Source organism: Streptomyces sp. NPDC020681, assembly GCF_044334895.1.
GTDB lineage: Bacteria > Actinomycetota > Actinomycetes > Streptomycetales > Streptomycetaceae > Streptomyces.
This window is the reverse complement of record NZ_JBIRTX010000002.1, coordinates 753,856-775,894: the sequence shown is the minus strand read 5'-3', so window position 1 is coordinate 775,894 and position 22,039 is coordinate 753,856. Positions and strand designations below refer to the sequence as shown.

At 71.0% G+C, this 22,039-nt stretch carries 15 protein-coding genes, 1 tRNA gene and 1 riboswitch; of the genes, 7 read left to right on the top strand and 9 right to left on the bottom strand.

The window, feature by feature from the left end; translation table 11 throughout:
* Positions 1–552: 552 nt before the first annotated feature.
* On the bottom strand, positions 553–1,128 hold the full coding sequence (locus ACH4YL_RS07195) for a MarR family winged helix-turn-helix transcriptional regulator (protein WP_398505571.1): 576 nt from the start codon (positions 1,126–1,128) through the stop codon (positions 553–555).
* 162 nt (positions 1,129–1,290) lie between these two features.
* On the opposite strand from ACH4YL_RS07195, the gene ACH4YL_RS07190 reads away from it, so the two are divergent.
* Positions 1,291–2,577: an MFS transporter gene (locus ACH4YL_RS07190; RefSeq protein WP_398505569.1), complete on the top strand. Its 1,287-nt coding sequence runs from the start codon at positions 1,291–1,293 to the stop codon at positions 2,575–2,577.
* Positions 2,578–2,593: 16 nt separating this feature from the next.
* On the opposite strand, the gene ACH4YL_RS07185 is transcribed toward ACH4YL_RS07190, so the two are convergent.
* Entirely contained in the window at positions 2,594–4,255 is a 1,662-nt protein-coding gene (locus ACH4YL_RS07185) for a SpoIIE family protein phosphatase (RefSeq protein ID WP_398505567.1), read from the bottom strand.
* A gap of 107 nt (positions 4,256–4,362) precedes the next feature.
* Positions 4,363–5,814, bottom strand: coding sequence for an NAD(P)/FAD-dependent oxidoreductase (locus ACH4YL_RS07180; protein WP_398505565.1), 1,452 nt, complete (start codon positions 5,812–5,814; stop codon positions 4,363–4,365).
* Between the two features lie 326 nt (positions 5,815–6,140).
* Between ACH4YL_RS07180 and ACH4YL_RS07175 the strand changes: the two genes are divergently transcribed.
* Entirely contained in the window at positions 6,141–6,929 is a 789-nt protein-coding gene (locus ACH4YL_RS07175; protein ID WP_398505563.1) for a TetR/AcrR family transcriptional regulator, read from the top strand.
* Positions 6,930–7,170: 241 nt separating this feature from the next.
* On the top strand, positions 7,171–9,156 hold the full coding sequence (locus tag ACH4YL_RS07170) for a sigma-70 family RNA polymerase sigma factor (RefSeq protein ID WP_398505562.1): 1,986 nt from the start codon (positions 7,171–7,173) through the stop codon (positions 9,154–9,156).
* Positions 9,157–9,248: 92 nt separating this feature from the next.
* Here ACH4YL_RS07170 and ACH4YL_RS07165 read toward each other — a convergent pair whose 3' ends face one another.
* Complete coding sequence (locus ACH4YL_RS07165; protein ID WP_398505560.1) at positions 9,249–11,360, bottom strand: asparagine synthase-related protein; 2,112 nt, start codon at positions 11,358–11,360, stop codon at positions 9,249–9,251.
* Between the two features lie 763 nt (positions 11,361–12,123).
* Here ACH4YL_RS07165 and ACH4YL_RS07160 point away from each other — a divergent pair.
* The 4 genes from ACH4YL_RS07160 to ACH4YL_RS07145 all read left to right on the top strand — a co-directional run bounded on the left by ACH4YL_RS07160 (position 12,124) and on the right by ACH4YL_RS07145 (position 17,234).
* Positions 12,124–13,557, top strand: coding sequence for an MFS transporter (locus ACH4YL_RS07160; protein WP_398505558.1), 1,434 nt, complete (start codon positions 12,124–12,126; stop codon positions 13,555–13,557).
* A 99-nt stretch (positions 13,558–13,656) separates the two neighbouring features.
* Complete coding sequence (lhgO, locus tag ACH4YL_RS07155; RefSeq protein WP_398505557.1) at positions 13,657–14,895, top strand: L-2-hydroxyglutarate oxidase; 1,239 nt, start codon at positions 13,657–13,659, stop codon at positions 14,893–14,895.
* Positions 14,896–15,045: 150 nt separating this feature from the next.
* Positions 15,046–15,834 carry a tRNA (guanosine(46)-N7)-methyltransferase TrmB gene (gene trmB, locus ACH4YL_RS07150; protein ID WP_398505555.1) on the top strand — a complete coding sequence of 263 codons (789 nt, stop codon included), beginning with the start codon at positions 15,046–15,048 and terminating at the stop codon, positions 15,832–15,834.
* A 59-nt stretch (positions 15,835–15,893) separates the two neighbouring features.
* Positions 15,894–17,234 carry a PrsW family intramembrane metalloprotease gene (locus tag ACH4YL_RS07145; protein ID WP_398505553.1) on the top strand — a complete coding sequence of 447 codons (1,341 nt, stop codon included), beginning with the start codon at positions 15,894–15,896 and terminating at the stop codon, positions 17,232–17,234.
* A gap of 51 nt (positions 17,235–17,285) precedes the next feature.
* Here the strand turns inward: ACH4YL_RS07145 and ACH4YL_RS07140 are convergent, their stop codons facing one another.
* The 5 genes from ACH4YL_RS07140 to ACH4YL_RS07120 all read right to left on the bottom strand — a co-directional run bounded on the left by ACH4YL_RS07140 (position 17,286) and on the right by ACH4YL_RS07120 (position 22,018).
* On the bottom strand, positions 17,286–18,332 hold the full coding sequence (locus ACH4YL_RS07140) for a M23 family metallopeptidase (RefSeq protein ID WP_398505551.1): 1,047 nt from the start codon (positions 18,330–18,332) through the stop codon (positions 17,286–17,288).
* 11 nt (positions 18,333–18,343) lie between these two features.
* Positions 18,344–18,499, bottom strand: a riboswitch (cyclic di-AMP (ydaO/yuaA leader).
* A gap of 254 nt (positions 18,500–18,753) precedes the next feature.
* Entirely contained in the window at positions 18,754–19,899 is a 1,146-nt protein-coding gene (locus ACH4YL_RS07135; protein WP_398505549.1) for a PP2C family protein-serine/threonine phosphatase, read from the bottom strand.
* Between the two features lie 174 nt (positions 19,900–20,073).
* Positions 20,074–20,147: transfer RNA gene (locus ACH4YL_RS07130), tRNA-Met, on the bottom strand.
* A 119-nt stretch (positions 20,148–20,266) separates the two neighbouring features.
* On the bottom strand, positions 20,267–20,635 hold the full coding sequence (locus ACH4YL_RS07125) for an LPXTG cell wall anchor domain-containing protein (RefSeq protein WP_398505547.1): 369 nt from the start codon (positions 20,633–20,635) through the stop codon (positions 20,267–20,269).
* A 633-nt stretch (positions 20,636–21,268) separates the two neighbouring features.
* Entirely contained in the window at positions 21,269–22,018 is a 750-nt protein-coding gene (locus tag ACH4YL_RS07120) for a MerR family transcriptional regulator (RefSeq protein ID WP_398505545.1), read from the bottom strand.
* Positions 22,019–22,039 lie beyond the last annotated feature (21 nt).

Sequence of the window (22,039 nt, the reverse complement as noted above, 5' to 3'; positions counted from 1 at the left end):
GGAACCACGACCATCCGAAGATGGACGGGGTATCAACATATCTGGCGTTGACTTTTGGCACGCTGTTGAGTTCTCAAGGAACGGACGCTTCCTTCGTACTCACCCTCACGGGCTTTCCTCCGGGCGCTTCCCTTCGGTCTTGCGTTTCCGACTCTATCAGACTCTTTCGTGTCCGATTCCCGGCCGGCGGGTTTCGCTTTCCAGCCTTTCGGCTTTCCGGCGGTGCCGACTCTATCAGAACCTTTCGGGCCTGATTCCCGGTCGAACTCGGGTTGTCATTCCGGCCCTTGAGCCGTTCCGACGCCCAAACTCTAGCGGATTTCCCGGGCGACTCATAATCGAGTCTTCGAAATGTATTTCGGCATGCCGAAATACATCCCGGCTGGGAGTCCGTGCAGAGTTGGATGCCGCATTTCGCGGCGGGAGTTGGCCGTCGCAGAACCGTTCCGGCCCCGTGACAACTCGAAGAACCTTACGGACGGATGAAGGGTGTGTCAACTTCACCCCACGCGGGGGCTCACGCGCGCGCCCGCACCCGCACTCGGGCCCGCCCTAGTCCAGGTCCGTGAGCCGTCCGCCCGCGTCCGGCTGTGCGTGCTCCACCCGGCGCAGGACGCGGATCAGGAGTTCGCCGAGCACTCCCCGTTCGTCTGCCGAGAGGTCCTGGAGCAGGTCCTCCTCGAAGTGCGTGGCCATGCGCATCGCCTCGAGCCACTTCGTACGGCCCTCGTCCGTCAGCTCCACGATCACGCGTACCCGGTTGTTCTCGTCGCGGTCGCGGGTGACCAGGCCCTCGCTCGCCATGCGGTCGATGCGGTGGGTCATCGCGGCCGGTGTGAGGCCGAGGCGCTTGGCGAGTTCGCCGGGGCCCATCCGGTACGGGGCGCCGGCGAGGACCAGGCTCTTCAGGACCTCCCACTCGGCGTTGCTGATGCCGAGGGTGGCGAGCTGGCGGCCGTACGCGACGTTCATGCGGCGGTTGAGCCGGCCGAGTGCCGAGACGACCTCCTCGACCTGCGGATCCAGGTCGCCGAACTCTCGCTGATAGGCCGCGATCTGCTCGTCGAGGCTCGGCTCCTGGAGGGCGGGGCCCGGCGGTTCGGGGACCTCAGGGGTCGCGGTCGGCATGCGTCGAAGTATCGCATGGTACGCGTTGGCGTCTAAGTCCTTCACTGTGTATTGTTGAGGTTCTAACTTTACGTCTGAAGTCTTCAGGCTTCAGTACTTAGGACTCCTTCGGGTCCCTTCGGTTCTTCGACATCTCGAGGCAGGTGAGTGGTGAGCAGGGTGATGGGTGCAGCGATGCGCCGGATCCAGGCAGGAAACGCGCTGAGCGCGTTCGGACTCGGTTTCACGGTTCCGTATCTCTACGTCTACGTGGCGCAGGTGCGGGATCTGGGCGCGACGACGGCAGGTGCCGTCCTCGCGGTCTTCGCAATGGCAGCGCTTGTCGCCCTCCCCTTTACCGGGCGGGTCATCGACCGGCGGGGGCCGCTGCCCGTGCTGGTCGGGGCCGCGCTGCTGGCCGCCGCGGGCGCCGCGTCGATGGGGCTGTCGGGCAGTGTGCCGACCGTCGTGATGTCCGCGGCGCTGCTCGGGGCCGGTACGGCCGTGATGCAGCCGGCGCTCGCCACGATGATCGTCTGGTCCTCGGACGCTTCGACGCGTACCCGCGCGTTCGCCACCCAGTTCTTTCTGCAGAACCTGGGGCTCGGCATCGGCGGTCTGATCGGCGGGCACATCGTCGACGAGAGCCGGCCCGGCAGCTTCCTGCTGCTGTTCGGCATCGAGGCCGCCATGTTCCTGGTGCTCGCCGGGATCGCGCTGACTGTGCGGCTGCCGCGTGCGCTCACGCTCCAGGAGTCACGGCCCGCGAACGACGAGGCCAAGGCCAGGGGCGGGATGCGCGCGATCCTCGGAAACCGGGCGATGGTCCAGCTGTGCGTGCTGGGGTTCGTGCTGTTCTTCGCCTGTTACGGACAGTTCGAGTCCGGGCTTGCCGCGTACGGCACGGAGGCCGCCGGGATCGAGCCCTCGACCCTCGGTACGGCGCTGGCCGCCAACACCGCGGTGATTGTGGTCGCGCAGTTCGTGGTGCTGAAATTCGTGGAGCGGCGCAGCCGGACCAAGGTGATCGCCGCGGTCGGGCTGATCTGGACCGTGGCGTGGCTCGCCGCGGGTTACGCGGGCCTCGGGCACGGCAGCCAGGCGATGGCGACGGCCGCGTTCATCTCGACGTACGCGCTCTTCGGGCTCGGCGAGGCGATGCTGTCGCCGACCGTCGCGCCGCTGGTCGCCGATCTGGCGCCGGAGTCGATGGTCGGGCAGTACAACTCGGCATTCGCTCTGGTCAAGCAGCTCGCGCTGGCGGTCGGTCCGGCCGTCGGCGGGCCGATGGGAGCCGCGCTGCACGGTCCGTACATCGTGACGTTTGTGCTCTTCTCGCTCGGCATCACCGTGCTCGCGCTGCGTCTGGGCAAGCGGCTCACGCCCGTACAGGACAAGCCGTCGCTCGTGTCGAGGTCGCGGGTCGTGGCCAGGCACCAGCCGACGGAACAGCTGGAGACCGCTGCCTAAAGCGGGCAGCGGCCGGCTAGGCCGGTAGCTGGTCCGGCAGGGCGAACTCGCACCAGACAGCTTTGCCGCCGCCCGGAGTGCGGCGGCTCCCCCAGGACGAGGCGATCGTCGCGACGATGGAAATCCCGCGGCCCGCCTCGTCCTCTGTTTCCGCGCGACGGCGGCGCGGGAGATGGTCGTCGCCGTCGGTGACCTCGATGATCAGCCGGCGATCGGTACGGCGGAGCCTCAGGCGCATGGGCGGAGTGCCGTGCTGGAGGGAGTTGGCGACCAGTTCGCTGGCGGCCAGTACGCCGAGGTCGTGCAGCTCGGGCGAGAAGCGCCAGGAGGCGAGGACTCCGGAGGCGAACGCGCGGGCGCGGGGTGCGGCTTCGACGCCGCCGAGCAGGTCGAGCGCGGCGTTGTGGAAGAGCTCGGCCGCCCCGCCCGTACGCGTGGGGTGTTGGACGACGAGGACGGCGACGTCGTCGTCGTGCTCCGCGGTCACTCCCAGGGAGCGGATGAGCCGGTCGCAGACGACCTGGGGCATGCCGCTCGCTCCGGACAGCGCGCGCTCCAGGGCTGCCACTCCTTCGTCGATGTCCTCGCCGCGGCGCTCGACCAGACCGTCCGTGTAGAGGACAGCACTGGAGCCGGGCGGGAGGGCGATGGTCTCGGAGGTGTGGAGCCAACCGCCGGTGCCGAGCGGTGGGCCCGTCGGGTCCGCGGCGCGGCGGACCGTGCCGTCCGCGTCGCGCACGAGGATCGGAAGGTGGCCCGCGGAGGCGTAGACGAGCCGGCCCTCGTTCGGGTCGTGGACGGCGTAGACGCAGGTGGCGATCTGGCTGGCGTCGATCTCGGCGGCCAGCCCGTCGAGCAGCTGGAGCACTTCGTGCGGCGGCAGGTCGAGCCTGGCGTAGGCCCGTACGGCGGTGCGGAGCTGGCCCATGACGGCGGCGGCGCGCACGCCACGGCCCATGACGTCGCCGATGACGAGCGCGGTACGGCCCGCGCCGAGAGTGATGACGTCGTACCAGTCGCCGCCGACCGCGGCGTCCGTGCCGCCCGGTTGGTACGTCGCGGCGATGCGCAGATCGTCCGGCTGCTCCAACCCCTGCGGAAGCAGGGACCGCTGGAGGGTCACGGCGGTCTCGCGGTGGCGGCGCTCGCTGGCGCGCAGCCGCTCTGCGGCCTCGGCGTGATCGGTGACGTCGGCGGCGAAGACGAGGACTCCGCCGCCTTCCTTGGGGCTCTCCGCGGGCAGGCAGGTGACGGTGTACGAGCCGCCGCCACGGACCTTGCGGGATTTCACGGTGCGCGGCTTGCCGCTGCGCAGCACCTGGTCCATGAGCGGGAACAGGCCAAGTTCGGTGAGCTCGGGGCACGTGTCGGCGGCGCGGGCGCCGGCCGGGCGGGGGCCGAAGGCACCGGCGTACGCGTCGTTGACATACGCGATGCGGTGCTCGGTGCCGTATACGAGAGCGACCAGGGCGGGCAGCCGGCCGAGGATCTCGCGGACCGGGAAGTCCTCGAGGTCGGGCGCGTCGGGCAGGGTCTCCGGCTGCTGTCCGTACTCACCGCGCGCCGCGGGCACCGAGCCTTCACCCCGCTGTGCCGGGGAGATCCCGTGGCCGGTCCTCCGCGCTGCGGCTCGACGTTGCGTACCGGGGAGCCTTGAGCTCCAACGCGTGAAGTTCACTGACTTTCTAGCCTCAATGGTTGTCGCCAAGGGTCACTCTGTGCAGGTGTGAGCCCACCTATGGTCACACGTCCAGTGTGACCGACCGGACTGACAGTCCTCGTTGTCTACTTCCCTCTGGGGCTCTCGTCAGGCCCGCTGACCGGCCTGTGCCTGGGTCCGCCGTCGGGACCGTGACCGGGACGCTTGCCGCCTGCGGCGAGTTCGAATTCCGCGCGCGGATGCTCCAGCGAGCCGAGGGAGACGATCTCGCGTTTGAACAGTCCGGCCAGCGTCCACTCGGCGAGCACCCGGGCCTTGCGGTTGAAGGTGGGCACGCGGCTCAGGTGGTACGTGCGGTGCATCAGCCAGGCCGGATAGCCCTTGAGCTTACGGCCGTAGACATGCGCGACGCCCTTGTGGAGGCCGAGGGACGCCACGGAGCCGACGTACTTGTGGGCGTACTCCTTGAGCGGTTCGCCGCGCAGCGAGGCCACGATGTTCTCGGCGAGCACCTTCGTCTGGCGCACCGCGTGCTGCGCGTTGGGCGCGGTCTCCTTGCCCGGCTCGCCGGACGTGACGTCCGGGACCCCAGCGGCGTCACCGGCCGCCCAGGCGTGGTCGACGCCCGCGACGGTGAGCAGCGCGGTGCACTTGAGGCGGCCGCGTTCGGTGAGCGGCAGGTCGGTGGCGCCGAGGATGGGAGCGGGTTTGACGCCCGCGGTCCACACGACGGTCCGGGTCGGGAAGCGGCTGCCGTCGCTCAGCACGGCGACCCGGTCCTCGCAGGAGTCCAGCCGGGTGTCGAGGCGTACGTCGATGTTGCGTGAACGCAGTTCGCGGATGGCGTACTTGCCCATCTCCTCGCCGACCTCGGGGAGGATGCGGTTACTGGCCTCGACGAGGATCCACTTCAGGTCGGCGGGCTTGATGTTGTGGTAGTAGCGCGCCGTGTAGCGGGCCATGTCCTCGAGTTCGGCGAGTGCCTCGACGCCCGCGTAGCCGCCGCCGACGAAGACGAAGGTCAGGGCCGCGTCGCGGATCGCGGGGTCGCGGGTGGAGGAGGCGATGTCCATCTGCTCGATGACGTGGTTGCGCAGGCCGATGGCCTCTTCGACCGTCTTGAAGCCGATGGCGTACTCCGCGAGGCCCGGGACCGGGAGGGTGCGGGAGATCGATCCGGGCGCGATGACCAGTTCGTCGTAGGTGATCTCGACCGGGCCCGTGCCCTCTTCCTCGGTGGCGAGGGTGGTGACCGTCGCGGTGCGCTTGGCGTGGTCGACGGACCTCGCCTCGCCGATGAGGATCTTGCACTTGTCGAGTACCCGCCGCAGCGGAACCACGACATGGCGCGGTGAGATGGATCCGGCGGCCGCTTCCGGGAGGAAGGGCTGATAGGTCATGTACGGGTCAGGGGTGATCACCTGGATCTCCACCTGGCCGCGTGCCAGCTCCTGTTTCAGTTTTCGCTGGAGACGCAGTGCCGTGTACATCCCGACGTAGCCGCCGCCGACGACGAGAATGCGCGTGCTCGGCGGGGTGCCGGGGGTCGTCCCCCGGGAGTTAGCAGCCTTCACCATCCCATGACGCAACGCCCTCAGGCGTTTGTCCACAGCCCCGGCAAATTGTGTGACCGGAGGCTTTGCCGTGCCCGGTGTCGACCGGCTCACGAGCGAGGCGGAAGGTTTGCAGGTCAGGGCAGGCGAGGGGGGTGGTACGAGGGGGCGTAATCGGGAACCTTCCGGTCCTTGCTCCGATCGGAGGACTCACCGTGCGGAACTACCCCCTTCTGAATTGACCCTGGCTCAACTATGTTCGTACCTCGTCGGGGTGCCCGGTCAAGGCACGCCCGGCGGACCATGTGGGGAGGTCTCCGGGGGGAGACACAGTGACCGGGGGAACGCGTATGACCATTCAGGATTCGCATTGGCAGGCCGCCGTCTCTTCGGCTTCGGCTACGGACGGGCACGGCGGGCACGTGGGCAGCGGTGGTAACGGGCGGGCGGGATCGGGCACGGTCAGCCGCTCGGCGCCGCTGCGGGTGGACGCGCAGCGCAATCTCGAGCATGTGCTCAGGGCCGCTCGCGAGGTGTTCGGCGAGCTGGGTTACGGGGCGCCGATGGAGGACGTGGCGCGCCGGGCCAGGGTCGGCGTCGGGACGGTGTACCGCCGCTTCCCGAGCAAGGACGTGCTGGTGCGCCGGATAGCCGAGGAGGAGACCTCCCGGCTGACCGAGCAGGCGCGTACTGCGCTGGGGCAGGAGGAGGAGCCGTGGTCGGCCCTCTCCCGCTTCCTGCGTACGTCGGTGGCTTCGGGCGCGGGCCGGCTGCTGCCGCCGCAAGTGCTGCGGGTGGGCGTGGAGTCCGACGAGTCGACGGTGGTGGCACGGGACGACGTGTCGCGGGTGCCGCATCAGCGCACCGGCGCACCGCCCGAGCTGCGGGTCGTCGGCCAGCGTCCGGCTCCGGCGGACGAGCAGGAGGGCACGGGAGCGGAGGATCTGCTGGAGGTCGTGGGCCAGCTGGTCGACCGCGCGCGGGCGGCCGGTGAGCTGCGCGGGGATGTGACCGTGGCGGATGTGCTGCTGGTGATAGCCACGGCCGCGCCCTCGCTGCCGGATGCTGCGCAGCAGGCGGCGGCTTCGGCACGGCTGCTGGACATCCTGCTGGAGGGTCTGCGGCCGCGGTCGGCGTGAGGGCCACCCTCTCGCCATGGCCGTCGCCTTTGTGACCACTTCATCTGCACCGCCAACTGACTCCGGCGTAAGGTTCGTTGAATCTTCCCCAATCGAGTGATGGATCGCGCTCGGATTCGGGTCGGATTCGCGAATGTCTCCTCGGATGAGTGGTTGGGGCAGATGAGGGTTTGGTGTGCAGTTGCTCTGTGGCACGCTTGCCCGGTGTTCGGGTCTGAAGGTGCTGACGGGGGCTTCCGCGATGAGCGGTGACGGACGAGGCGCACGGGACGCACGGGACGAGTCACTCGGCGGTGCGGAGGCTGCCGGGCTGCCCTCTCGGCAGGTGCCGAGCCAGGGCGGACCGAGCGGTTCGTCGAGCGGGAGAGGCGTTCCGGGATCGCGTGGCGCCGCTGCGGGCGCGGGTGGTGCGGGCGTCCCTGCGGTGCCGCCGCAGCGCGAGGGCGGCTCAGGCTCATCCGCACTTCCGCCGGCCCGCGAACTGCCGCAGTCGGACGCCCAGTTGATCCAGCGGATGCGGGACGGCGAGGACAGCGCCTACGAGGAGTTGTTCCGCCGCCACTCGGACGCCGTCCGCCGGTATGCGCGCACCTGCTGCCGGGATGCGCACACCGCCGACGACCTGACGGCCGAGGTGTTCACGAGGACGCTGCAGGCCGTGCGCGGCGGTTCCGGGCCCGAGCAGGCGGTGCGGGCGTATCTGCTCACGACAGTACGGCGGGTCGCCGCAGCCTGGACGAAAACGGCAAAGCGGGAGCAACTGGTCGATGACTTCGCGGTGTTCGCCGCGCAGTCCGCCCGCAGCACCGACACCGCGACCGACGACACCCTCGATCTGGGCGCCGATGTCCGCGCGATGCACGAGGCGGAGCAGTCGCTCGCCATGCAGGCCTTCCGTTCGCTGCCCGCGCGCTGGCAGGCCGTGCTGTGGCACACCACCGTGGAGGAGGAGTCGCCGAGCGAGGTCGCGCCGCTGTTCGGGCTGACCGCCAACGCGACGGCGGTGCTGGCCAGTCGGGCCCGTGAGGGCCTCAAGCAGGCCTATTTGCAGGCCCATGTGAGCACCTCGCTCACCTCGGGAGGCGACTGCGCGCGGTACGCCGACCGGCTGGGCGCGTATGCCCGCGGCGGCCTGCGGATGCGCGCCGAGCGGGGACTTCGCGCCCACCTGGAGGAGTGCGCCAAGTGCCGGCTGGCCGCGGGCGAGCTGGCCCATGTCAACGCCGGGATTCCGGCCCTGCTGCCGGTCGCCGTCATCGGCTGGTTCGCCGCCGGTTACTCGCTCAAAGCCGCCGGGATCGTCGCGGGCGGCGCCGCGGGAGCGGCCGGAGCCGGTGCGGCCGCCGCTGCCACGGGCAGTTCGTCGGGTGCCTCCGGAAGTACGGCCGGTGGGGCCGCGGCGTCGGAGGGACTCGGCGCGCCCGCGAAGGCCGCCATCGCGGCGGCATTTGCCGCCGCCGCGGCCGCCGGGCTGGTGTGGGCACTCTCCGGCGACCCCAAGGACGCGCCGAAACCACAGGCCAAGCCGCCGGCCGCACAGCCCGTCGTGCCGCAGCAGCCCGCGCCGTCGCAGGAGCCGGAGCCGCCGGCCCCGCCCGCGGCCCAGCCGCCTGCGCCGGCGAACTCGCCCTCGCCGCAGCCGACGCCGACGCCGACGCCGACGACACCGGAGGCCACTCCCACGCCGCCGCCGTCTCAGACGCCCGCCGAGCCCCAGCCTCCGGCCCCGCCCGTCCCCACGCCGAAGCCGACGCCGCCCGCGCCCAGCACGACGCCGACGCGTGCGCCTGAGCCGCGGATCTACCAGATCAACCGGCTGGAATACAGCGTGTTCGGCGACCACACCGGGCCCGAGATGCGCCTCGGCGAGAGCAGTTGGCTCTGGCAGCGATGGGGCATGTCGATCGACGGCACGCGGTACGGGCACGGGGTGACCGTGCGCGCCAGGTCGTCGGTCACCATCGACCTCAATCGCCGGTGCTCCTCGTATGACGCGATGGCCGGGATCGACGACCTGACACTGGGCCGGGGCGCGGCGCGGTTCTCCGTGTACGGGGACGGGACGCGGCTGTGGCGTTCACCGGTGCTGCGCGGAGGCGACGCGGCGGTGCCGGTGCATGTCCCGATCGCGGGCCGGGAGACGATCCGGCTGGTGGTGGAGCCGTATACGCCGTCCGACTCGGTGGCGCTCGGCGACTGGGCGCAGTCGCAGATCAGCTGCGGATGACGGCGGCCGGTTCGAAAGGACAGACCCGGGGGCCGGCCTTCTGCTGCTGCAACGGCGGCCTCGGCTCCTACAGTTGCAACGCACCTCGGCTCCTACGGCTGCAACGTCGGCCGCGGCGGCACCCCGCCCGCGACCGCCCGCTGCCGAGGGGCCGCCGAGCCCGTCCAGCAGGTGCCGCGGCGGGACAGCAGCCGCCGTAGCCACAGTTCCGTCGAGATCAGGTCCGCGAGGCCGTCCAGCGGGACCGGTTCGCCCTCCGACGCCGCCCTGAGCGCCTTGCGCACCACCCGTGCCTCCACCAGGCCCGCGTCCGCCAGCAGTGGCGCGTCGAAGAGGGCCATCAGATGCGGGAGCGCGGCCCGCAGGCCCTTGCGTGTCGTCGCCGTCGTGGACGCGTGGGTCGTCGCGCCCCAGCCCGGCGGCAGGTCATGGATGCCCGCGCCCGCGAGCACGGTACGAAGGATCTCCGCGCGGGCGCCCGGCCGCACCCGCAGCGATTCGGGCAGGTCGCGGCAGGCCCGTACGACCTGGTTGTCGAGAAAGGGAGCGTGCAGGCGCTGGCTTCGGATCTCCGCTGCCTGTTCCAGAATCCGCTGGTCCGCCGCCCGCCGGCCCAGCGCCGCCCGGGCCCGGGCCTCGCCCGGCCGCAGCACGGACGTGGGCCGCGTCGCCGCCTCCGCCAGGCGAACCGATACTTCAGCAAGCGCCTCGCCCGTGAGCCAGCGTGCCGCCGGGCCCGGCCGCGACCAGGTGAGGGCGGCCAGGGACGCCCGCACGGGCCCTTCGCCGTTCCGGGGCGCACCCAGCCGGTTCGCCTCCAGCAACCGGTCGGCCGCGGTCTCGAGACCTGTGCGGTACGGCGTACGGGCCAGTCGGCGCGCCGCCCGGTACACCGTCAGCGGAATGAACAGCGACTGCGGCGACGGCCCTTCCGCCCTCGCCAGCGCCGTGACCGGACGCAGCAGATGCCGTCTGCGCCGGTCCAGCAGCAGATCCGCGAGCCGTGCCGGATGCGCGTCGAGCACTTCCCGCGCGCCCGCGCCCGTGAAGTGGTCCGCGCTTCCGGCTGACAGTCGCCCGCGGTGGCGTTCCGACGTGACCAGCGAGGGCGCCGGTTCGTCGGTCAGGGGCCCGGCGTCCAGGCTCGCGTACGGCAGCCCTTCCTCACCGGCCGCGACCACCACATGGTGCAACCGCGGGTTCTCGGCGATGGCTCGCGCCCGCTCCAGTTCGGCCTCCCGGCCGTCCTCGGTCAGGTCGTTGAAGGTGACGGCGAGCAGCCGCTCGCCCGCGCCCGTGCCATGGCCGAGCACCGTGCCGGGCGCTCCCGGCAGCCCGGCGGCCAGCAGCGCGATCGTGCCGGACGCGCTGCCGCCGGAGAGGTCCGCGCCGATGCCCGGCGCGGGCCCGGCCCGGCCGCCGCCGCGGGCCGCACGGCGCTCCGCGGGCCCCATCCCCGGCACCGGCCCCGGATCCGTCGGTGGCATCTCCGGTGCGTGCCGCGGCGCGGTGAGCCTGGCCCGTACCGCGTCGATCAGCGCGTCCCGTACGCCGTCCATCGCACGCTCCGCCTCGATCTGCGGCGCGGCGACGGCGAGCGAGGCCACCGGCTCGTACCCGGTGATCTCCCGCGAGCCTTCGCGCAGGATCAGCGCGTGACCGGGCGGGATGCGCTTCACGCCTTCGTACGGGGTCGAGTTGGCGAGCGCCTCCGGCGTCTCCGGGCAGGCGAGCAGGGCCGCCAAGTGCCCGATGTCCAGCTGCGCTTCGATCAGGTCGGCGAGCGGCAGTGCGGCGGTGGCGTACGCGGTGCCGTTCGCCCACGGGGTGTAGAAGACGGGTCTCGCTCCGGCGAGATCGCCGACGATCGTGACGCGCCGGCCGATCTGCGCGACCGCGGTATAGCTGCCGGCCCAGGCCGTCAGATGCCGCAACGCGCCGCCGCGGGCCGCGAACAGGCCCACCCGCAGTTCCTCGTCGCTGGCGGCGCAGCAGCCGAGTACGGCGAGCTTGGTGAAGGGGTCGACGGTGACGACGCGCACTTCGTCGGGCCGCCAGTCGCCGACCGCCCAGAGCGGATCGGGGTCGCCCCACAGGAGTTGGGATCCGACGGGGTGCACGGTGCGGCCCTCTTCGGAGGCGCCGACGGCTCCGGCCGTACCGAAATTCGCGGCGACACTGCTCCATCCCACCAACCAGCGCATCGCCGCCTCCACAGGCTGTGGACAAACCAGGACCACCCAAGGTCCCCGGCCGTTCGGCTACATGCTGCCACGAAGGCGGCGCACAGGAGGGGCTCCGGGTAGCGCGCGCAAAAATGTGAACGCGCCCCTGGCATTGGCGATTTGGCGACAGATCAACGTGTGGCCGGATGAGCCGCCCCTACCCAAACACCAACAAACGGAACTCAACAGACAGGCGTCATTCAGCCAATCTCCGGCGCCGGGGAGGCTCGCGAAGAGCATGCGAAGGGGCGACGGAAGGGGCAAAAGGGCCTCGCGGAGGGGCCCGGAGCAGTCAAACGACGGCCCGGGAGGCGCTGTTCGCCTCCCGGACCGGTCCGCCACCCGCGGGGATTGAAGGCGGCGGTGTCCCCCAGCCCACTGGTTCCAGTACGCAGTGGGCCGACCCACGCAGCACTCATGGAAGCGCTCCCCCAAGTGGCCTGCCAGAGCGCACGGACGGGCGCACAGCCACACAGCGGGAGCACAATGACGAGGTGCCATCCGCAGTCCGTCTGGTTAGACACACAACAATCTCGCCATACGGAACACCGCCTCTTAACGGTCGGGATGCGGCGAACTACGCTGTGTTTACTGATGTTCTCCACGGGCGCGCATATTCCGCAGGGCACGGCCAGGAGCTTTTGCAGCCGGGATCCGGAAGCTGTTCACCTGGGAGGACACAGCACGAATGCCGTGCGCCGGGCAGCGACGCGGCGGCCGTCTGTGTGTCGAGGGGTGGCGCATGTCCAGGGAGCAACGCGGGCCGAACGAAAAGCTCGGCACCGTTCTCGCCCTCGCGGGAATCAGCAACGCCGGTCTCGCCCGGCGGGTCAACGACCTCGGAGCTCAGCGCGGTCTGACCCTTCGCTACGACAAGACGTCCGTCGCGCGGTGGGTGTCGAAGGGCATGGTGCCGCAGGGCGCCGCGCCCCATCTCATCGCCGCGGCGATCGGCGCCAAGCTCGGCCGGCCCGTGCCGCTGCACGAGATCGGCCTGGCGGACGCGGATCCGGCCCCCGAGGTCGGGCTCGCCTTCCCGCGCGATGTGGGCGAGGCGGTGAAATCGGCCACCGATCTGTACCGCCTGGATCTTGCGGGGCGGCGGGCCGGCGGCGGTGGCATCTGGCAGTCGCTGGCCGGTTCCTTCGCAGTGAGCGCTTACGCGACTCCCGCGTCCCGCTGGCTGATAACGCCCGCCGACTCCTCGGTCGAGCGGGCTCCGTCGCCGGACGCCGCGGACGCCTCCGACGAGACGCCCGCGCGGGTCGGCCACAGCGATGTGGCCAAGCTGCGGGAGGCGGCGGAGGACGCGCGCCGCTGGGACTCCAAGTACGGCGGTGGGGACTGGCGTTCGTCGATGGTGCCGGAGTGCCTTCGGGTGGACGCGGCCCCGCTGCTGCTCGGGGCGTACTCCGACGAGGTGGGCCGGGCGCTGTTCGGCGCGACCTCGGAGCTGACCAGGCTGGCCGGGTGGATGGCCTTCGACACCGGCCAGCAGGAGGCGGCGCAGCGGTACTACATCCAGGCGCTGCGTCTGGCACGTGCCGCGGCCGATGTCCCATTAGGGGGATATGTACTGGCCTCGATGTCACTCCAAGCGACCTACCGCGGCTTCGCCGACGAAGGCGTCGACCTGGCGCAGGCGGCGCTGGAGCGCAACCGCGGCCTCGCCACCGCCCGCACCATGAGCTTCTTCCGGCTGGTGGAGGCGCGGGCGCATGCGAAGGCGAACGACGCGGCCGCGGCCGGCGGCGCGCTCAAGGCGGCGGAAGGCTGGCTGGAGCGCTCCCGGGACGGCGACCCGGACCCGACCTGGCTCGGCTTCTACTCCTACGACCGCTTCGCCGCGGACGCCGCCGAGTGCTACCGCGACCTGAAGGCGCCGCGCCAGGTACGCCGCTTCACCGAGCAGGCGCTGTCGCGGCCGACGGAGGAGTTCGTGCGCTCGCACGGACTGCGGCTTGTCGTGAGCGCGGTCGCCGAACTGGAGTCGGGGAATCTGGACGCGGCATGCGCGGCGGGCACCCGCGCGGTCGAGGTCGCGGGCCGTATCTCCTCGGCGCGGACCACGGAGTACGTGCGGGATCTGCTGCACCGGCTCGAGCCGTACGGCGACGAACCGCGGGTCGTTGAGCTGCGTGAGCGGGCCCGTCCGCTGCTGGTGGCACCGGCGTAGTCGGGTCGGCGGGCATGTCTCGGAGTGCACACCCCTGTTTCAGCTGGTTTAACTGCATTGTCAGTGGGCCACTGCACTATCGGGGTGGGAGGTGACGCGGTGACGGCATTCGGGCAGGGCCACGGCGGCGCGGGCTTCGACTGCGACGTGCTCGTGATCGGCGGCGGGATCATCGGGCTGTCTACGGCCTATGCCCTCACGCGCGCGGCTCCCGGCACACATGTCACGGTCCTGGAGAAGGAGCGGCACACCGCGCGCCACCAGACCGGGCGGAACAGCGGAGTGATCCACAGCGGGATCTACTACCGGCCCGGCTCGCTCAAGGCCCGGTTCGCGGTGCGCGGCGCCGCCGAGATGGTCAAGTTCTGCGCGGAGTACGGCATCGCGCACCAGGTCACCGGAAAGCTGATCGTCGCCACCGGGCGGGGCGAGCTGCAGCGGCTGCACACCCTGGTCCAGCGCGGCCGGGAGAACGGGATTCCGGTGCGGGAGCTGGGCCCGGCGCAGATCATGGAGTACGAGCCGGAGGTGCGCGGCCTCGCGGCGATCCGGGTCGGCACGACCGGCGTGTGCGACTTCGGGGCGGTGGCGGCGCAGCTGGCTGCCGCGTCCGGGGCGGACATCCGGTGCGGCGAGGAGGTCACGGTCATCGACCGCCGGCCCTGGGGCGTGGCGGTGCGTACGGCCGCGGGGACGGTGCTGCGGGCGCGGGCGCTGGTGAACTGCGCGGGGCTGCACTGCGACCGGATCGCGCGGCTCGCGGGCGACGACCCGGGCATGCGGATCGTGCCGTTCCGCGGTGAGTACTACGAGCTGACCGACCCCTCGCTGGTGCGCGGCCTGGTCTATCCGGTGCCCGACCCGGCCTTCCCGTTCCTCGGCGTCCATCTGACGCGCGGCATCGACGGCGGCGTCCACGTCGGTCCGAACGCGGTCCCGGCACTCGCCCGCGAGGGCTACGGCTGGTCGGCGATCCGGCCCAGGGAGCTGGCGCAGACGCTGACCTGGCCCGGCACCTGGCACATGGCGCGCAGCCACTGGCGGTACGGAGCGGGCGAACTGCACCGCTCACTGTCGAAGCGCGCGTTCGCGACGGCGGTACAGCGGCTGCTGCCGGCGGTGACCGAGTCCGGCCTGCGGCGGGCCGCGTCGGGCGTACGGGCGCAGGCGGTGCTGCGGGACGGGACACTGGCGGACGACTTCCTGATCCGCGAGGCGCCCAGGACGGTCCATGTGCTGAACGCGCCGTCGCCGGCCGCGACGGCCTCGCTCCCGATCGGCCGCGAGGTGGCCCGCCGGGTCCTGGCGTCGCTGCCGAACGAGTCGCCGGTCCGCTGACCGGAGGGTCGCCCACGACGCGTATCCGGAGGTCGCCGGTTCGCTGACCGGAGCGGCCCGAGCGCGGGCCCGCTGGCTCCGCAGGCCGCTGCCCCCGCAGGCGCCGACCGGACCGCCCGCGCCTCCGGTCCCCGTAGAATCGGACGCACTGTGTCTGAGTTTTCGCATCCCATCCGCGCCAAGAGCGAGCCCCGCTTCCCCGGTGGCCCCGTCGCCGACCCCGCCGGGTCGCATCATGAGCGACGCATCCGCAGCTTCCAGCCCCGCCGCAGCCGGGTGACCGCCGGGCAGGGCGACGCGCTGAAGCGGCTGTGGCCCGTCTGGGGATTCGACATCGACGGACGCGGCGTCCTCGATCTGGAGGAGATGTTCGGCGGGCTGCCCGTCGTCCTCGAGATCGGGTTCGGGATGGGCGAGGCCACCGCGCAGATGGCCGCCGCCGACCCGGACACCGGCATACTCGCCGTCGACGTCCACACTCCCGGCCAGGGCAATCTGCTCGGTCTCGCGGAGCGCAACGGACTGTCCAACGTCCGGGTCGCCAACGGCGACGCGATCATCCTTCTCCGCGAGATGCTCGCCCCGGACTCGCTCGACGGCCTGCGCGTGTACTTTCCCGACCCCTGGCCCAAGAAGCGGCACCACAAGCGGCGGCTGATCCAGCCCGAGTTCCTGACGCTCGCCGCCCGGTGCTTGAAGCCGGGCGCGCTGCTGCACTGCGCGACCGACTGGGAGCCGTACGCCGAGCAGATGCTCGAGGTGCTCTCCGCACATCCGGACTTCGAGAACACCCAGCAGGACGGCGGTTTCGCACCCCGTCCCGCCTTCCGTCCGCTGACCAGGTTCGAGGGCCAGGGCCTGGTCAAGGGCCACAAGGTGCACGACCTGCTGTTCCGCCGCGCCTCCGAGTCCGGTCAGAACGTGCACGGCGGCTCGTAACCGTCGCCGGTCTGTGGACACCGTCGCCAGGTGTCAGTGGTCCTCGTTAGGGTCGTCGGGTGTCCGAGTCGTCGCAGCACCCCGCACCGCATCCGGCGGTCCCGGCGTTCGAGCAGCATCGCCTTGACGAGCTGCTCGCCGCCGTGCCGGAGCGTGCCCGCTGGCGGTACAAGCCTCGCAACGCATCCCGGCTCTGGCACAGCAAGGTCCTCCGGGCCGGGGTGCTGATCACGCTCCTCGCGCTCTCCGGGCTCGTCATCCTCGCTCTCGTCCGCGAACAGACCGGCACGCACGGCTTCCTCGTCGGTATCGGCCTCGCCACCCTGCCCGTGCCGCTGCTCACCGCGGCCTTCCGCTGGCTCGACCGGGTCGAGCCGGGCCCCTGGCGGAATCTGCTGTTCGCGTTCGCCTGGGGCGCGTTCGCCGCCGCGCTCGTCGCGATCCTCGCGAACTCCTTCGCGACCCGCTGGATAGCCACCGCCACCGCCGACCCGGCGAGCGCGGACACCCTCGGCGCGACGGTGATAGCGCCGATCGTCGAGGAGAGCGCGAAGGCCGCCGCGATCCTGCTGATCTTCGTCTTCCGCAGACGGGACTTCACGGGCATCGTCGACGGCGTCGTGGTGGCGGGCTTCACCGCGACCGGTTTCGCCTTCACCGAGAACATCCTGTATCTGGGCAACGCCTTCGGCGAGGACCAGGAGATGGGCTTCTCCGGTCTGGCCTCGGTGACCGCGGCGACGTTCTTCGTGCGCATCGTCATGTCGCCGTTCGCGCATCCGCTCTTCACGGTGCTGACCGGCCTGGGCTTCGGGGCCGCCGCACTCGCCGCGCGGCACCAGAAGATACGCCGGGTCGCGCTGCCGCTGCTCGGCCTCGCGCTCGCGATGGGCATGCACGCGCTGTGGAACGGCTCGACGTCGCTGTTCGGCCCGTGGGGCTTCTATGCGGTGTACGGGGCGTTCATGGTGCCGGTCTTCGGGCTGCTGACCTGGCTGACGATCTGGAGCCGGCAGCGCGAACTGCGCACGATATCCACCGAACTGCCCGCATACGCAGCGGCCGGCTGGCTCTCGGACGCGGAGCCGTGCGCGCTCTCCTCGATGCGGGCGCGCACGATGGCCCGCGATGTCGCCCTGCGTGCGCACGGACCGGCCGCCGCGCACGCCGTGTCGGAGTACGAGCGGTTCGCGACGTCGCTGGCGTTTCTGCGCCACCGGGCCCACCGCGGCACGGCAGGCCCGGACTTCGTGGCGCGCGAGCAGGAGCTGCTGCACCACATGTGGCAGCGCAAGGAGGTGGCCGGCCCGGCTCTGACGTACGCGGCACGGGCGACAGGCCGGGTGTGGACGCCGCCGCCGCATCGCGACTACGGCGGCTACAACCCGTACCGCGGCTAGTACCGCGGCCAGGGCCTGATCCAGACGACAGGCCCTAGCGCATGACTTGACTCAGACCGTCAGGCCCTTGCCCCGCAGCCAGGCCATCGGGTCGATGTCCGAGCCGCCCGCCGTGTGGACCTCGAGGTGCAGATGCGCGCCCGTCACATTGCCCGTCGCGCCGACGCGGCCGATGGTCTGGCCGGTGGTCACCTTCTGCCCGACGCTGACCGAGATCGAGGACTGGTGGGCGTACCAGACCTCCGTGCCGTCCTCGAGCTCCAGCACCGTGCGGTAGCCGTACGAACCGGACCAGCCCGCGGACTTGATGGTGCCGCCGTGCACCGCCTTGATCGGGGTGCCGGACGGCGCGGCGAAGTCCAGGCCGGTGTGGTAGCCGGAGGACCAGAGAGAGCCGGCCTCGCCGAAGGTGGAGGTGATCGTGTACGAGGAGGTCGGCAGCGCGTAGCTCTTCGCCAGCTCGGCGAGGCGCGCCGCCTCGGCCTTGGCCCTGGCCTCAGCCTCGGCCTTCTCCTTCGCGGCCTGGGCCGCCGCCTCGGCAGCCGTCTGCTGCTTCAGCGCCTCGGCCGCGGCCTTCTCGGCGGCGAGCTTCTCCGCTGCCGCCTTCGCCTCGGCGTCGACCGTGGCCTGCTGCTGCTCGGCCTGCTGGAGGATCCTGGCGCGCAGTGCCTCACCGGCGCCGTTCTCTTCCTCGGCGGAGCCGGTCTCGGAGGCCAGGCCCATCGCCGACAGCGAGGAGGCCGTCTGCTCGTCCGTCGGCGCCGACTCGTCGGAGTCGGACATGAAGGAGCCGACGCCGGGAAGGGACTGGGCGTCGGGCAGTTTGTCCGAGATGGCGTCGGGCAGCGAGATGGACACGGGCGGCTTGTCCTGCGCGGTGGCGATGCCGCCCGCGCCGACCGCGGCGATCACGCCGACGCCGAGCACCGTGGAGCTGCGGGCGAGCCCGCCGCGCTGCTTGATGACGCGGTGCTTGCCGCGCACCGGACGGACGGAGTCCTCGGTGGGGTTCCACTCCTCGTACGACCGCTCCGCCCCCTCTTCGCCGAAGAAGTCAGACGTGAAGGGTGCTTCTGGGGCAGGCCTGTTGGACGCCACTGAGGCGTACTCCTTTCCTTCCTTCTCGCCTACCGGGTTAGCTGACGGGTTCGGAGCAGGAAGGTCTCCTACGGGCGCTACTGCCGCGACCAGTGCGACAGGAGGTACCCGATTCACCCCAAGTGGTGGTTCCCCGGTTCCCTTGCGGGATTCGGCGCGTGCGCACGGTGCCGTCTCTTGCGACGGTTGTGACGACCGCGCTGCGTTATCGAACGTTAATAGACACGGGGTCTGGATTCCAAGCTGTTCCGGATGATCGTTAACGACTTCCGCCGGGACCAACTAGGACACAAGCAGCCGGAATCGGGCGACTTGATCGGCCCTCAGACTTGGTCACATTTCTGACGGTGCATCAAATGTTATGCGGAGGGCTCCACTCCGACTACACACAGTGCAGGTCACCCCACCAGTCCTCGCACAACTACTCCGCATCCGCCTTGACCACCGGCACCGTCCGGCGCCGCTCCGGCTGTCCCTCCGCGGGCCGGCAGACGGCCAGCAGCGCCATGTCGTCCCTCGATCCGCCGCCCGTATACCGCCGTACGTCGTCGACCAGAGCGTCCAGCAGCTCCTCCGGCCCCGGAAACAACCGCCCGCCGAGCCGCTCGCCCGGGTCGTAGAACACCCCCGCCGGATTGCGCGCCTCGGAGAGGCCGTCCGTGTAGAGCAGCAGCGTCGCCCCGTCCGGCAGCGGATGCTCCTGCGCCCGGTCCGGCCAGCTGCCCAGATCGCCCATGCCCAGCGGCAGCGAGGCCTCGGCCGGCTCCAGGAAGTCCAGGTCGCCGTCGGCGTACAGCATCAGCGGGTCCGGATGGCCGCGGTTCACCAGCCGCACCACCCCGCCGCCACGCGGGATCTCGCCGAGCACGGCGGTGGTGAACCCCTCGACGGCGTCCAGGGTGTCCCGCCGGGTGCCTTCGCGCGCGAGCGCCCGCTCCAACCGCTCCGCGACACCCTCCAGCGAGCTCTCCTGCTCGGCGGCCTCGCGGAAAGCGCCGATGACCACGGCCACCGCCTCGACGGCCTCGAGCCCCTTGCCCCGCACGTCCCCGACCACCAGCCGCACGCCGTGCGGCGTGTCCTGCACGGCGAAGAGGTCGCCGCCGATGAACGCGTCCGCGAGCGCCGCCTCGTACCGCGCGGCGACCTGCAGTCCGCCGATCCGCTCGGCCGGCGTGGGCAGCACGGCGCGCTGCGCGGTCTCCGCGATGACGCGCGCGGAGGCGAGCCGCTCACCGCTGCGCCGGATGACGGTGTTGATGAAGAGCGCGAGACCGGCGACGGTCAGCACGGTGGCGGTCTCGGTGTAGGACGTGATCTCGCCGATCGAGCTGTTGTAGAAGTGCAGCCCGACCACGCCCAGCGAAGCGGCGATGCCGGTCAGCAGAGTGGCGAGCCAGGAGAAGAACGGAGCGGCGAGCAGCGGCGCGGCCGCGAACATCGGCACGGCCGTGAACCGGTCCGGAGTCGTGAGATCGAAGAGCAGACCGCCCAGGATCATCAGCGCGGGCAGCGCACGGACGACTCGGCGGGCCACGAAGCCGCCCTGCTGCTCTCCGGTCGCCAATGGTGCTCTCCTGCCCGGTCCGCCCACGGCTGCGGACGGTACCGCGCCCTTCCCAGGCTGGCCGTAACCGCGCCGGGCGGCGAATCGCCATCGGCCAACCGGGCGATGCGGCGGCCGACGAAGGCATACGACAGTGGCCCGGCACTCTTGCGAGTGCCGGGCCACTGTCTTCAGTAGCGGGGACAGGATTTGAACCTGCGACCTCTGGGTTATGAGCCCAGCGAGCTACCGAGCTGCTCCACCCCGCGTCGATGAACACAACCTTACGCCATCCGGAGCAAGATCCACTCCACATTTACGGGGAGTGCCTCGCAGCCGGTGCGCCGACGGGTCCGGCGGGCCGGTCGGACCCGCCGGACCCGGTGTCTCAGCGGCGGCGCAGACGCACCGCGGTGAGCACACCGCCGGCCGCGATCAGGGCGAGGGCGGCGGCCGCGTACCAGGTGGCGCTGGAGGAGCCGGTGCTGGCGAGCGCGCCGGTCGTGGTGGTCGGCGTGCTCCCGCCCGTCGCAGCAGTGGCCGAGGCCGACGGAGTGGCGGACGGCGTGGCGGTCGGCGGGGTGGTGCCGCGCTCGGGAGCGACGGTGATCCGGCCCGCGGCCGCGAGGAACGGCGTGGTGTTGCACTCCGTGAGCGACGTCGAAGCCCGCAGCCCCGGTGAGACGGACGGCGCCCGCCCCGAACCGCCGGTCCATGTCCTTCCGGATCTCGTCGGTGGCGACAAGGAGCAGCACATCCACCGCGTTGTGTACGTCGCTCATGCCCGCCCTGAGGAGGTTCGGCGGCACATCGCCGCCCAACTGCTCGGAGACCTTGCGGAGTTGGGCCTTGGCGTACGTGGCGGTCGTCAGACACAGCGGACCGCCCCACGCCTTGCGGATCTCCCGCTGGTGACGGGCAGGATCCCCGGTGAACCGCGCATTGACGAGGGCCCGGTCCTTGTCCTTGGTGCCGATCGCGCTGATCCAGCTGCCCGCGTAGTCGGCCTCACGCTTCACCAGTTCAAGGGCGCGCGTGTAGTCCTCATTGCGGGTCTTCGACGGATCGGCGTCCTGCCAACCGTCCTTGGGAGCCTTGCACGGCTGCGAGAGGTCGAGCACGTCGTCCTTGGTGGGACTGGTCCTGCCCTTGGCGTCCCCGGGCTTCGCGGGCTCGGTGAGAGTGAAGCGTTTGCCGTCCCATGTCCCGGTGACGAGATACGAGCCCCAGGTCACGTCCCGAACAGTCTCCGACTTCACCGAGCCCCAGTCCCACCCGCCGGCACATCTGAGGACCGTGCTCGGCGTTCTGCAGAACGGTCATGGTGCCTTCGCAGCGCTGCGGCTGCGGAGCGGTACGGGCGACTTCGGAAGGAAGATCGCCCTCTGGATCACCCGTCGGTGAGGTTCCGCTCCGCGTACACCTTCATCGCGTCCCGGACGAAGACCGCGGTCCCCACACCGTTCCGGTCGTACGTAGCGGTGAAGCGCGGGTCGGCGACATACATCTCGCCGAGTCCGACGAAGTACGACTTCGTGGGCGTGACCGTCGCCGACAGCCACTCGTAGTGCCGCTGCGTGATCGTCTGCGCCTCGTCGCCGTCTGCCGCCTTCCCGTCCTTCAGCGCCTGCGCGTATGCCTTCGCGATCGAGATCTGCTCCTGCTGGAACTCGCGCTTCTCCTCCTCGCTGAGCGAGCGCCACCAGCGGTCGCCCTGCTCGTACGCCTCGCGGCCCCAGCGCTCGGTCACCTCCTGCTCGTACTGCGTGTGGTCGAAGCCGTCGAAAACTTCCTCGGCCATGAGTTCCTCTCCTGTCTCGGTCTTGTGGAGAGTGGTCCGCACGGAGGCGATCTGCCGTCCGATGCGTTCGCGCTCCTGCTCCAGCAGCGCCAGATGCGTGCGCAGCGCGGCAGCCGTGTCGCGCTGCCCTTCGAGCACCTCGGCGATCGCCGGCAGACCGAGGCCGAGCTCGCGCAGCAGCAGAATGCGCTGAAGCCGTACGAGCTGGTCAGGGCCGTAGTAGCGGTAGCCGTTGCTGCCTACGCGACTGGGCTCGAGCAGCCCGAGCTCGCCGTAGTGCCGCAGGGTGCGGCTCGTCGTCCCGGCCTGCCGGGCAATCTCCTGGATCGACCACTCCATGACCTGAACGCTAAATCTTGA